The sequence below is a fragment of the Mesorhizobium sp. L-8-10 genome, from assembly GCF_016756635.1.
Lineage (GTDB): Bacteria > Pseudomonadota > Alphaproteobacteria > Rhizobiales > Rhizobiaceae.
In genome coordinates, this window is the sequence record NZ_AP023263.1 from 8,017,880 (window position 1) to 8,031,126 (window position 13,247).

Sequence of the window (13,247 nt, forward strand, 5' to 3'; positions counted from 1 at the left end):
AGGTTGAAAGGTCAGGCCGCGTGTCGTTCCTCCCACGGCGGGAACGGATCGCGCAGGTTGCGGGCAGTGAGCGGATTGAAGCCGGCCTCCGGGCCGAATAGGCAGCCATCGAGGGCCGAACGGATGGCGGCCTCGTCGAGGCCGGCCCCGATGAAGACCAGTTCCTGCCGGCGGTCACCCCAGGTCGGGTGCCAGTGGCGGCTGAGAAGCGGACGAAACCCCGGATGGCTGGGCCAGTCCGCCTTGGGTACCGACGCCCACCACAGTGCCTTCGGCTCGGTGCGCCGCTGCGTGCCGGCGATCGACAGCAGTCCCACCCAGCGCGGGCGGCTCGCCAGCCAGAAATGCCCCTTGGCCCGCAGCAGGCCCGGCCACTCCTCCTGCAGAAAGGCGTGGAACTTCTGGGGATCGAAAGGACGGCGGGCCCGGTAGACGAAGCTCGCAATGCCGTATTCCTCGGTCTCAGGCAGGTGGTCCTTCGCGCCGTAGAGTTCCTTGTGCCATAGCGGATGCCGCGCCGCCTTGACCTCGTCGAACAGACCGGTATCGAGCACGCAAGCGAGCGGCGCCCGACCGAAATCCGTCTCGACGATGCGCGCGTCCGGATTGAGGGCGGCGATGACGCGGCGCAGTTCCAGCCGCATCCCGGGCGCCACTTCGGAGATCTTGTTGACGACGACGACATCGGCGAACTCGATCTGCTCGACAAGCAGGTCGACGAGGGAGCGGTCGTCCTCGGCGTCACGGACCTCACCACGGTCCCTGAGGAGGTCCGAACCGGAATAGTTCGACAGGAGGTTCGCCGCATCGACCACCGTGATCATGGTGTCCAGCCGCGCGACGTCGCAGAGCGCGTTGCCCTCGGCATCGCGGAAGGAGAATGTCGCGGCGATCGGCAGCGGCTCGGCGATGCCGGTGCCCTCGATCAGGAGGTAGTCGAACCGCCGCTCGGCGGCGAGCCGCCTGATCTCGCTCAGCAGGTCATCCCTCAGCGTGCAGCAGATGCAGCCATTGGTCAGTTCGACCAGGGTCTCCTCGGTGCGCGACAGCCCCGCCCCGCCATCGCGAACGAGATCGGCATCGATATTGACCTCGCTCATATCGTTGACGATGACCGCGACCCGCCGCCCTTCGCGATTGTGAAGGATGTGGTTGAGCATCGTCGTCTTGCCGGCGCCGAGAAAGCCGGTCAGCACCGTTACGGGCAGGCGATGCTCAACGGCTTCCATCGGCACGGCCCCTCCTCCTATGCCGCCAGCTGCGGTCTGAACGCGACGTCGACATAGTAGTTGGTCGCATTGTACGTATTGGTCGGGAACAGGCCGCTCGCACCATACGCATAGACCCCGTTGCCACCGCTCGAGCCGCTCGACAACGCGGTGAGATTGCCGTTTGAGAACTCCGTGTCGAAGAAACCCGGGCTTGCCGAATAAAAGCCGTTCGAGTGGTAGGACACGACGTAGGTCGTGTTGGCCTGGATCGCGACCTCCTGCGGCAGGGTCACGGACTGCCAGCCGCTCGCCGTCTCGTTTGTGAAGGTTGCCGACGCGATCAGCGTCCCCGTCGACGTCCACAGATGCGCTTCGTGCGGCCCCGTGTTCTGTGGCCCCTTGTAGAACTTGAAGCCGGTGATCCACCCCGCAACGTCGGCCTGGAACTTCATCCCGAGTTCGACTCCGCCGGAATCATTGACCGTGACGGTCGTCGGCGTGCCGTTTGGCGAGAACAGGCTCTGCGTCGTCTCGGGCGGATTGACCGTCATGTTGACCGTCGCGGAAGACGCTCCGCCTGCCCCGTCCGAGATGGAATAGGTGAAGCTGGCCGGTCCCGTGTAGCCGGTCGTGGGCGTGAATGTGACAATATTGCTGTTGCTGTCGAACGCCACCGTGCCGTTGGTCGCGTTTCCAACGCCCGTGATGGCGAGCGTGTCGCCGTCCGCATCGGTATCGTTGGCGAGAAGCGAGGAAGCGGCCAGCGATATCTGCGTGTTGGACGTGACCACATAGCCATTGTCGTTGTTGGCGACCGGGACGGCATTGGTAGTCGACTGGTTGAAGACCACATCGACCCAGTAGTTGGAAGCCTGATAGCTTGCCGTTGGGAACAACGTTCCCGTTCCATAGCGATAGACACCGTTGCCACCGCTCGCCGCCGATGACGGCGCCGTCAACGCCCCGCTGGTACGGTCAGTCGCGAAGTAGTTGGAATCCGCCACATAGCGCCCGGTCGTGTGGTAGGAGGCGACATAAGTCGTCCCCTTGGTGATCTCAACCGGATTGGAGAAGGTGGCGGTCTGCCAGCCGCTGAAGGATTCGTTGGTGAAGGTGACGGTCGCCAGCAGCGTGCCCGTGGAGGACCACAGCGAGCCGGTGTGCGTCCCGGTGGCCCCTGACGGCTTGTAGAAGCGTATGCCGGTGATGGTTCCGCGCGCCGATGCGATGAACTTCATCCCGAGTTCCAGCGACGCCGTGCCTTCGTCATGCGCCGGCCCCGCCGGTCCGTCGGTACCCTGGAAGAACGTTACCCCGGCCGGCCCCTCTTCGACCGTCACGGCCACGTTGCCGGTGTCCGTACCTCCCAGTCCGTCCGAGACCGTATAGGTGAAACTTGCCGGTCCGCTGTAGCCCGCTGTCGGCGTGAAGATCACGTTTCCGGTCTGCGCATCGAGGGCCACCGTTCCGTTTGTGGCATTGCCTACAGCCGTGACGGTAAGCTGATTGGCGTTGGGGTCGGTGTCGTTCGACGTCAGCGCGGCGAAAGATACGGTAAGCGTGCCGTCCCTGCCGATCGTAAAACTGTCGTCGGTCGCCACCGGCGGCTGATTGGGATCGGGGTTGAAGACCACGTCGACCCAAAAGTTCGTGTTGTTGAACGGAGTGTTGGCCGGGAAAGCGCCCGGGTTATTGCTGTATGCGTAGACAGAGCCACCAGGCTGAACCGAGAGTGCCCCATTCGTATAGGTCGACGTGAAATAGTTGTCGGTAGACGACCAATACCCCTCGGAGTGGTAGGACGCCACATAGGTCGTTCCGGCGTCGATACGCACCGGAGACGAGAACACCACTGTCTGCCAGCCCTTGATGCTTTCGCCCACGGCCAAGCCGGTGGCCAGACGCGTCCCGTTCGATGTCCACAGGCTGACGGTGTGCGGGCCGAGGTTGTAGAAGCCCTTGTAGAATCGGATGCCCTCGACAACGCCGCCGGTGAGCGACTGGAAGCGGACGCCGAGCTCGACCCCGCTCTCGACGATCGTATCATTGTCGAGCGTCGTTTCGGTCGCCGGATTGCTCGCCAAGGTCCACAAACTGGACGTCGAAGGCAGATTGACCGTTACCTGAACGCCCGTGGAGGGTGTACCGAGATTGACACTGTCGTCGACCGCGCGGGACAGGATCGTGTATGTGCCGCTGGCCTGCACGTTCCAGCTGTAGCTCCAGTTCTCGCGGCCTGTCGCCTTCCACCAGCTCTGTCCGCCATCGGTCGAGACCTCGACGCCGGCGATAATGCCGCCGCCGAAATCCTGCGCGGTCCCGGTGATCGTGACCTTTTGCCCTTCGATGAAGGCCGCTCCCAGGGTCGGAGACGTGACGGTCGAAGTGGGCTTGGTCGTATCGGTCGATTGCGTTGCAAGAACCAGGCTGGCATCCAGCGTGCTGGGCTGGATACCCATGTCGGCGAACATGTTCACCATCGCCTGCCGGACATTCGGATCGACGGGTGTCGCGGCGCCTTCGTGCTGATCGTCGAGGCCCCAGGACCAGAAGACCGTACCCGCTCCGAAGACGAGCGCGCCGCTTTCGGCACGGTACATGGTCAGGCTGTGTGTCACGTCGGCCGACCCTACCCGGGTCCCGTAGTCCCGCAGATAGGTGTCCACCGAGACGGTCGACAGCGACATGTTGATCAGTCCGGCGGGCCGGAAGCCGTTCTCCACGTCGGAGTCCCACTCGTAGCCGAGCAGGTTCTGGACCAGGGAATAGGTCTGGCCGGGCTGCAGGTTGGCGACATCGGTGTTTCGCCAGAAGCGAAGGTTGGAATACTCGTAGGGGATGGTGATTGTATCCAGCCGATAGGAGTCGACCGTGAACATGGTGCCGGTCAGCGAATTTTCCGGCTCCTGGCCAGGGTCGGCAAAGCGCGGGTCACGCCAGGTGCCGGTGCCGATGGGGCTGGGGTCGGGCGTGCCGCCCCAGGTTTCCTTGTAGGTGACCATCGTACGGTACGGCGTGCCGTTGCCGTCGATGCTCGTTTCCCACCGCACCTTCCAATAGACCTCGTTGCCGCTCCAGAAGGCGAGATTGACCCCTGCGTCCCGCGCCGCCTCGACATTGGCACGTTGTTCGGCCGACCAGTATTCGTCATGACCGACAGAGAGAAAGGCTTGATGGTTCAGCAGGTTGGCACCGGCCCTCGTGGTATCGACGCCCGAGATGTAGGAGACGTCGTAGCCGTTCTGCTCCAGCCAGCGGATAGCCGAATGCTCGACGCCGAAGATGAAGTCGTGCGTCCCGCCTATGACGCTGGTGTTGGTCACGATCGGGCGGTTGTAGCTCACCGCCGTTGCACGGCCGATCGAATTGACCCCGCAGCCGCAATTGGGCGGCAAATAGCCGATCATGTTCGCGGGATCGACCGGCACTTCGCCGAAATAGAGGCTGGCGCCGCCCCATTCATTGTAGGCCTGCCAGGTCGTGTCGGAGGTCTGGAAGACGATATCGCTGGTGGAAGCGTCGTCCCGAATGATGAACGGAATATGACTCGCCCCTTCCGTACCGTCCTGGCGGACCAGCTTGGCTATATAGACGCCGGAGACCGCGTCCTGCGGGACCTGCCAACTCGCCGAAACCGACCAGTTGCCGGCGTCGATGAGACCGCGCGACATATCGACGATTGGGTGCGGCTGGACCTGGGCCGTGCCCAGCGTCCTCTGGATCGACGCCACCTTCCGGGCACCGTCGCCATTGTAGTAACCGAGGCGGTAGATATCGATACGGTAGTTGGTCGAGTCTGTCGCGATCTTGAATTCTACCGTACCGCCGATGTTGGTGCTGATCTCCGCGGCGAAACCCTGGATGTTGGCCGAGCCGTCGCCTTGGATGCCCCACTCGCTCTGGGGATTGCCCTGCTTCTGGTTTTCAAGAGCAATCTTGTTCTGGGTGGGCACCGTCGGGTTGAGCTGGCTCGCGGTGCGCGTTCCGTCCGAGAACTGGAAGTTCTCGACATTGGTCACGCTGTCGGCGCCGTTGGGAGAACCGGCGCGATTGTCGGCTATCGTATAGGTCGAACCCTGCAGCGAGACCGCATAGTCGGCACGGGCACCGCTGAACACAACCGTATCGCCCGTGCCGCCGCCCCCGTCGATGACATCGTTGCCGGCGCCGCCGGCGATGGTGTCGTTGCCGGAGCCGCCGGTGATCGTATCTGCGAAAGCGCTGCCCGTGAGCGAAAAGGCCTCGGTCTGGCCGCCGAGCGAGATGGTGACGCCCGATGTAGCTGACGCGGCCGAGATCGCCTCAAGGCCCTGGATCGAATTGTTGTTCGCCCCCAACAGATTGAGATCGACCGAGGTCGAGGTCAGATCGAGTGTGTCGCCCGAGCCCGCACCGAAATTGATGGTACCGGATCCTCCGACCATCGCGTCGAGTTGAGCACCGCTTACCGTCATCACGTCGTTGCCCGACGTGCCGACGACGTTGAGCGACTCGATCCCGCTCGGCGTCGGCGTCGAGAGGGCCGATAGATCACCGCCGGCCACGACATTGAGCACATCGCTCGGCCCGCTGCCGAGATTGATCGAGTTGAACCCCGCCCATTGGGCGGCGGTCATGGTCACCGTGTCGTTGCCCGAGGTGCCGGTAAGGGTCTCGAAACCCGAAATGGTACCCAGCGAGAAATCGACCGTCGCGCTACTGCCGGTCAACAGGATCTGATCGCGGGTACCGCTGCCGCTGTCTGCACCGCCCTGCAGGGACTCGCCCGCGACGAATTGGCCGGTCGCGATATTGACGGTGTCGTCGCCCGCGCCGGCCAGGATCGTGTCGGCCCCGGTTCCTCCAGTTATCACATCGTTCTGATTGCTTCCCGTGATCGCGAAGGCTTCGCTCTGGCCACCAAGGGCGATCGTGACGCCCGATGCCGCGCCGGCAGCGGAGATCGCCTCGACACCCTGGATGGAATTGTTGCTCGCCCCCAGCGTGTTGAGGTCGGCGGACGTGGAGGTGAGATTGATCGTATCGCCCGAGCCGGCGCCAAGATTGATCGTACCGGAGCCGATTATGATGGCGTCAAGCTGGGCACCGCTGAGCGTGACACTGTCCGTTCCGGCCGTTCCGGTGAGACTGCCTGTCTCGACACTGCTTATGGCGGGTGTCGTAAGAGCTGAAATGCCGCCGTTGGCCACGACGTTGAGGACGTCGCCTGTGCCGCTGCCTAGATTGATCGTGCTGAAGCCAGCCCATTGCGCCGCGGTCATGGTCACTGCGTCGTTGCCCGACGTGCCGGTCAGTGTCTCCAGCCCGGAGATTGTTCCAACGGAAAAGTTAACCGTCGCGCTGCTGCCTGTAAGCACGACCTGATCGCGCGTACCTGTGCCGCCGTCGGCGCCGCCGTCAATGGATTCGCCCGCGACGAACTGGCCGGTTGCGATGTTGACAGTGTCGTTCCCGCCGCCCGCGACGATGGTGTCAGCCCCGGTTCCGCCGGTGATCACATCGTTCTGATTGCTTCCGGTGATAGCGAAGGCCTCGCTCTGGCCCGTCAGGCTTATCGTCACGCCGGAGGCAGCACCAGCGGCAGAGATCGCCTCGACGCCCTGGATGGACGCATTGTTCGCCCCCAGCGTGTTGAGGTCGGTGGAGGTCGAGGTCAGATTGATCGTGTCGCCCGTGCCTGCGCCGAGATTGATGCTGCCGGAGCCGATGATGATGGCGTTAAGCTGCGCGCCGCTGAGCGTGACGGTATCGGTGCCCGCCGTTCCGGTCAGATTGCCGGTCTCGACGTTGCTGATCGTCGGCGTGGCGAGCGCCGAAATGTTCCCGCTGGCAATGACGTTCACCGTGTCCGAAAGCAAGCCGAGGTTGATCGTGCTGAACCCGGCCCACTGCGAGGCCGTCATCGTCACCGTGTCGCCCAGGATGCTGCCCGTCAGCGTCTCGATCCCCGAGACGGTACCGATGGAGAAGTCGACCGAGCCTCCCGTGGTCAGCACGATCTGATCGCGCGTGCCGGTGGCGCTGTTGCCGCCGCCGTCTATGATCTCGCCTGCAACGAACTGGCCGCTGCCGAGATTGATCGTGTCGTTGCCGCTGCCGGCGACGATCGTGTCGGCGCCGTTGCCGCCATTGAAGGTATCGCCTGAGGCATCCTGGAGCTGGGCGACCGTGCCTCCCGAGAAACCGGTGAGCGTCCCGGTATTCGCATTCGCAACGTCGTTGCCATTGGTGCCGTTGAACGTCGCCATCATGCCTCCATGGGCTGCCGTACCCGCCGTGGCCGGACAGCACCTACTCCATTGTCGTCCGCTGATCGCAGACCACGGAAGGCAATCCTGCCAGCTTTCGCACAACCAAGGACGATACCAATGGGTGGAGGGTACCATCCCTCGTTTTGATGAAGGCAATCCCGGCGAGCTGTTCTCCAAGCCGGCGCGTTGCATATCGGAAGCACGAATTCAGGAATCGATCCGACTATTCTCGGATCGGCATAGGGTTTCGACGATCTTCACCACCGCCTCGCCCGATAAAACTGCCGTTTCCCCGAAGATGGCTATGAGACGTGCATGCACGGTCCCGCGAGGCCGCGCGCAAATTTGGTGAATACTGGCGTTTCATTCCATGGCGGGCGCACTCGCACTCATGGCAGGGATCTTGTAGCCCCCAAAACGGAACCGGGAAGAGGCCTGAGCCGCGGGCCGAATCGACGGCCGTCATCCCGGTCGAAGGAGCGGCGCCCGGGAGGCGTCTTCGTTACCCGATCGGCTCCGAGCCCGCGCCGGCGGCCAGGACCAGGCCGCCGGAAACCGGGTCGACCAGCGTGTCGTAGACGACGGCCTCGCTGGTGGCATCCGTCTGCAGCACGGCATGGACGCGAAAACGCAGGGTCCGGTCCAGCTTGTCGGTGCCGGACAGCAACTCGACGCTGACGTCCCGAAAACGCGGCTCGAACTGGCGGATCAGGGCCTCGAGGCGCGTCCGGAACTGGCCCTGCTGGGACGGGGTCGCCAATTGCTGGGTCTGCAGATCCTGCAGGCCGAAGGACAGAACCGAGCTGCGCAGTTCCTCCAGTTCCGCCGGCATCGACAGGTAGCGCGGCCGGGTGGTGAACAGGATCTCCAGGTCGCGCCGCACCGCCTCGCGCAACTCGCGCATGGCGCGGTCGGCATTGCGGTCTGTCTCGATGCTGTCGCCCTGCAGCAGCCGGTCGAACAGCGACAGCCGCGGCGGCAGCTTGGTCGCGGGCCTTGCCATTTCAGATCCTGTCAGCCGGCATGAGCGGCCTGCATTTCGGTGCGCAGCCGGAAGCCGGTCACCATCTGGTCGAACTGGAAATGCGGCTGCAGATGCATAACGCAGTTCATGATGCCGGGCCGGCCCGGCACCTCCTTCACCTCCACGCCGCCGCCGCTCAGCGGATAACGCGCCTTCAGTTCGGGCCCGGCGTCGGCATTGCCAAGCATGTAGCCGCGCAGCCAGTCGTTGAGATAGGTTTCCAGGTCTTCGGCCGTCGTATAGGCGCCGACGCGGTCGCGCGCCATGACCTTGGCGTAGTGCGCGAAGCGGCTGACGCACAGCACATATTGCAGCATGGAGGAGAGCCGGCTGTTGGCCCGCTCGACGGGGTCGCGGATATCGGCCGGCACATGCAGCGACTGCGTGCCGAGGAACACCACGGAGCGCGTGAAGTTGCAGGGGCTCATCGAAATGAAGCCCAGGTCCTCGAGCGCCTTCTGCTTCTTGTCGGTCAATTCGACCTCCAGCGGCCGGCGGTAGGCGACGGCCTCGCCGGTCGAGAAGCGCGGCGCCGGCAGGCCGGTCACGATGCCGGCCTCCTCGCGATCCTGATAGGCGCCGCGTATGTTGGCGAACCAGCCCCAGTCGTGAAAGGCTCGGATGGCGACCGCGCCGAATCCATAGACGGCGCTGCCCCAGAGCCACGCGTCGATGCCGCTGCCGCCCTCGCGGTAGCGGAAGCCGTCCAGGCGCGAATGGCTGTCGTCATATCTGGCGCGCAGCAGGATGCGCGGCAGCACCACGCCGAGGAAGCGGCTCTCCTCCGTCTGCTGCAGTCGTCGCCAGCGCTGATATTCGGCGAGCCTGAAGGCCGTGTCGAGTTTCTGGGCGTGCGACAGGTCGGCGAAGGTCTGGACACCGAACAATTCGGGCGCCGCGCTCACCACGCAGGGCGCGAAAGCGGCCGCAGCCACCTGGGACAGGCCGGCCAGGGTACCGACATCGTCGGTGGGCTGCGGAGCGCCCGCCGGATAGCGGTGGCGCACCGCGTAGTCGCACAGCAGCAGCCCATAGGGAAGGCCGCCCGGCATGCCGTATTCCTCGTTATAGACCTTGGAGAACAACGTGCTCTGATCGAACTCGACGGCGCGGTCGAAGTCGCGCGCCAGTTCGGCCCAGGTGGCATTGAACAAACGCACCTTGACCTTCTCGTCGCTTTCGACGTGGTCGATGAGATAGTCCACCCCGCGCCAGCTCGCCTCCAGACGCCTGAAATCCTCGTGATGAAGGATCGCGTCGAGGAGATCGCCGATCAGCGCGTCGATCGCGGCAATGTCGCGTGCGATGAATTGCCTGATGGCGCCAATGTCGCGGCGCGACGCGGCGGCACGGATGCGGTCGCCGAACCAGGCCGACAATCCGCCGTCCCGGGCCTCGCCCGCGAGGAAGGCGGCAAACACTTCCCGAAGCGTGTCGTCGCCGCGGTCGAGCACCGCGGCGACGATCGTTTCACGCAGGGCGACGCCGGCCCGTTCTCCTGCGTCGGAAGCGGAAGCCGCCGGCCCGTCGGATTGCGCCTCGCCCATCGAGCTACGCCTTGCCGGCCCGTCAGCCCATCTGCGGGATGCGGGCCACGAGCCGCATGGAGGCGGTGAGCTCTTCCATCTGCAGCCACGGGCGAAGATAGGCGACCGCGTTGTAGGAACCGGGTGCGCCCGGGATCTCCTTGACCGTCACGGTCGCCTCGGCGAGCGGATACTTCGCCTTCATGTCGGCGCTGGCGCTTGGATTGCCGTTGACGTAGTTGCGGATCCAGTCGTTCAGCCAGGTCTCGCAGTCCTTGGCCTCGAGGAAGGAGCCGATCTTGTCGCGGCCCATGACCTTGAGATAGTGCGAGAAACGCGACGTCGCCATGATGTACGGCAGGCGCGCCGAGATCGCGGCATTGGCGGTGGCATCCGGCTTGTCGTATTTCTTCGGGCGCTGCGTCGTCTGCGCGCCGAAGAACACGGCATAGTCCGAAGACTTGTAGTGGCAGAGCGGCAGGAAGCCGAGCTTCGACAGCTCGGCCTCGCGGCGATCGGTGATGCCGATTTCGGTCGGGCACTGCTGATCGACGTCGCCGTCGTCGCTGGTGAAGGTGAAGCTCGGCAGGTTCTCCACCTTGCCGCCGCCTTCGGCGCCGCGCACGGCGACGCACCAGCCATGCTGCGAGAAGGCCGCTGTCAGCCGCTCGCCCAGCGCATAGGACGCGTTCATCCAGGTGAACTGGTCCGACGTCATCGCCGTGGTCTTGCCGTCCGCGTTGATCGGCGCTTCCTCGAATTTGAACTCGTCGATCTGCCGGCCGCTCGATCCGTAGGGAACGCGCGACAGGACCCTCGGCATGGTCAGCGTCACGAAGCGGCTGTCCTCGCTGTCGCGGAAGCTGCGCCACTTGATGTATTCGGAGCTCTCGAAGATCTTCTCCAGGTCGCGCGGCTTGGAGAGCTCGGTGAAGCTCTCGAGGCCGAACATCGACGGATTGGCGGCCGAGATGAAAGGCGCGAAGGAGCCGGCCGCGACATTGGACATGCCTTGCAGCACTTCCAGGTCCTCGGTGCCGTTGCCGAACTCGTAGTCGCCGATCAGCGCACCGTAGGGTTCGCCGCCCGGCGTGCCGAATTCCGATTCGTAGATCTTCTTGAAGATCTGGCTCTGGTCGAATTCGACGGCCTTCGTCAGATCCTTGTGCAGGTCCTTCTTGGTCATGTTGAGCACACGGATCTTCAGCGTGGCGCTGGTCTCCGAGTTCTTGACCAGGTAGTTGAGGCCGCGCCAGGAGCCTTCCAGCTTCTGGAAGTCCTCATGATGCATGATCGCCGAAAGCTGCTTGGACAGCTTCTCGTCGATCGCGGCGATCGCCTTGTTGAAGGTCTGGGTGAGGTTCTTGTTGAACGTCACCGTCCCGGACAGGGCCTCCGAGGTGAGGGTGCGCAGGAGGTCCTGCATCTCGTCGGGCTCGGCCGTCTTGGTAACGCCGATGGCCTGGTCGAGCAGGCTCAGTGTGCCGGTCTCGGCGGCCGCGGCCGCGCCGTCTTCCGTTTTGGCTTCAGCGGTCATGGATCACGCTCCCTGCTTGTCGGTGCCAAGCTCGCCCGCAAGGGCGTTCAGCTTGTCGGTGTTCTGGAGGACTTCCTCGAGGAGGCTTTCGAGTTCTTCCGAGCGATCCACTTTCGACATGAGATCGCGCAGCTTGTTGCGGGCGGCGAGCAGCTTGCGCAGCGGCTCCACCTGGTCGACGATCGCCGCCGGCTCGAAGTCGTCCATGGACTTGAATTTGAGCTGGACGGCGAGCTGTGTATCGTCGCCGGCCAAAGTGTTCTCGACCTTGAACTCCGCGCCCGGCGTCATGCGCTGCATCACCTCGTCGAAATTGTCGCGGTCGACCTGGATGAACTTGCGGTCGCGCAGCGGCTTCAGCGGCTCGTAGGGCTTGCCGGAAAAGTCGCCGATCACGCCGACGACGAAGGGCAGTTCCTTGCGGACCTGCGCTCCCTCCGTCTCGACGTCATAGGTGATGTGAACGCGGGGTTTGCGCACACGGTTCAGTTTCTGTTGGACGCTCTCTGCCATGACAATTCCCTCTGCGAGTGTTTACATGCGACGTGAACTCGAAACGCTAGCCCCCGGCGGCGGCCTCCGGGTTTCGTATGCCGGCGGCCATGAGGATGCGCTGGATATGCGCGGGGTCCTCCGAAAGTTCGGTGAGCAGTTCGACCAGGGTCATGCGCGCCCGGCGCACCGCTTCCTCCAGCGTGTAGGAGATCGGCGAATGCGGCTCGGTCTTGCGGAAATAGCTGGCGATGCGCACCAGCTCGGCCAGCGCCTCTTCTCGCGAGGCGTAACCTTCGATGCGGCGGACGGCCGGCAGCGCCGAGCCGCCCTCGGCCGCGGGCTGCGCCTCGGCGGCGGCGGGCTCCTCGACTGGCGTGTCGTAAGCGGCGGCGGCGAGCTTGTCGGCCGCGAAGTGCCTCAGGGCGCTGTTGACCTGTTCCAGGAGATCGCGCAGCGCCGACACGGGCGGTGAGTCCATGCCCGCGACGGCGTCGAAGGCTGCCGCCATCCCGGCCAGCGCGGCCAGGCATTCGTCGACCAGCTTCGTGGTCGCCGCGAACTCCGCCGCCGGCGTCTCGGCGACGCTCTGCTGGAACTGCTCCATCGTCACGGCGCCGGCTTCGATGCGCGACTGCTTGCGCGCGGCGTCGGTCAGCTTCTCCAGTTCCGTCGCCTGTTCGTAGCTCCACAGGGAATAGCTGGCGAGCGTGCCCGAGGTCAGCGGCGTCAGCCGGACCGGCTGGATCAGCGTGCCCACGGCGCCGGAGCCGCTGAGGCCGGAGACCGCGGCGACCTTGCCCTCGACGCCATCCTCGTCGAGTTCGGGAAAGCAGTGGCCCCAGTGGCCGGCGGCGATCCCGGCCAGCACCTTCAACCCGTCGCGCAGGCCGGCGAAGCCGTGGCGGCGCACCAGCGCCTCGACCAGCCAGGAGGCGATTTCGAGATCCTTGGCCTGGCCGGCGAGTATCTCGGTCGCGGTGCTCTCGACAATTCCCCATTCGTCGGGCGCGGGCGCCCCGATCTCGACGGCCGCGCGCTCGGCCGAGCGGGCCGCATTGCGCGCATCCTTGGTCCGGTAATAGAGCGACGAAGACGACGAGTCCGAGCGCGGATCGGTGCCACCTGGCAGGTCTCCGGGGATCGGGGCCAGCAGCCCGTCGATGTCGACTACCGGCGCAGTCATGCGCAGCCCCCCTCGCCCGC

General features: G+C 64.6%; 7 protein-coding genes. All 7 read right to left on the reverse strand.

Translation table 11 applies throughout. The features are described 5' to 3' along the window. Positions 1–11 precede the first annotated feature (11 nt). The gene (locus JN280_RS37175) at positions 12–1,229 is read right to left on the reverse strand and encodes a GTP-binding protein (protein WP_202315288.1); all 1,218 of its coding nucleotides are present in this window, start codon (positions 1,227–1,229) and stop codon (positions 12–14) included. 17 nt (positions 1,230–1,246) lie between these two features. Further along, complete coding sequence (locus tag JN280_RS37180; RefSeq protein ID WP_202309165.1) at positions 1,247–7,459, reverse strand: DUF4082 domain-containing protein; 6,213 nt, start codon at positions 7,457–7,459, stop codon at positions 1,247–1,249. 505 nt (positions 7,460–7,964) lie between these two features. Next, the gene (tssE, locus tag JN280_RS37185) at positions 7,965–8,465 is read right to left on the reverse strand and encodes a type VI secretion system baseplate subunit TssE (protein WP_202309166.1); all 501 of its coding nucleotides are present in this window, start codon (positions 8,463–8,465) and stop codon (positions 7,965–7,967) included. Positions 8,466–8,476: 11 nt separating this feature from the next. Then, a complete protein-coding gene (gene tssC / locus JN280_RS37190; RefSeq protein WP_202309167.1) occupies positions 8,477–10,033 on the reverse strand; it encodes a type VI secretion system contractile sheath large subunit in 1,557 nt (518 codons plus the stop codon). Between the two features lie 22 nt (positions 10,034–10,055). Beyond that, entirely contained in the window at positions 10,056–11,549 is a 1,494-nt protein-coding gene (tssC, locus tag JN280_RS37195; protein WP_202309168.1) for a type VI secretion system contractile sheath large subunit, read from the reverse strand. Positions 11,550–11,552: 3 nt separating this feature from the next. Beyond that, the gene (gene tssB / locus JN280_RS37200) at positions 11,553–12,062 is read right to left on the reverse strand and encodes a type VI secretion system contractile sheath small subunit (protein ID WP_202309169.1); all 510 of its coding nucleotides are present in this window, start codon (positions 12,060–12,062) and stop codon (positions 11,553–11,555) included. Positions 12,063–12,108: 46 nt separating this feature from the next. Further along, entirely contained in the window at positions 12,109–13,227 is a 1,119-nt protein-coding gene (gene tssA, locus JN280_RS37205) for a type VI secretion system protein TssA (RefSeq protein WP_202309170.1), read from the reverse strand. Positions 13,228–13,247 lie beyond the last annotated feature (20 nt).

Excerpts from the sequence above, each read along its gene's own strand:
- JN280_RS37175 (WP_202315288.1), bottom strand. The coding sequence starts at position 1,229 with ATGGAAGCCGTTGAGCATCGCCTGCCCGTAACGGTGCTGACCGGCTTT.
- JN280_RS37180 (WP_202309165.1), bottom strand. The coding sequence starts at position 7,459 with ATGGCGACGTTCAACGGCACCAATGGCAACGACGTTGCGAATGCGAAT.
- tssE (WP_202309166.1), bottom strand. The coding sequence starts at position 8,465 with ATGGCAAGGCCCGCGACCAAGCTGCCGCCGCGGCTGTCGCTGTTCGAC.
- tssC (WP_202309167.1), bottom strand. The coding sequence starts at position 10,033 with ATGGGCGAGGCGCAATCCGACGGGCCGGCGGCTTCCGCTTCCGACGCA.
- tssC (WP_202309168.1), bottom strand. The coding sequence starts at position 11,549 with ATGACCGCTGAAGCCAAAACGGAAGACGGCGCGGCCGCGGCCGCCGAG.
- tssB (WP_202309169.1), bottom strand. The coding sequence starts at position 12,062 with ATGGCAGAGAGCGTCCAACAGAAACTGAACCGTGTGCGCAAACCCCGC.
- tssA (WP_202309170.1), bottom strand. The coding sequence starts at position 13,227 with ATGACTGCGCCGGTAGTCGACATCGACGGGCTGCTGGCCCCGATCCCC.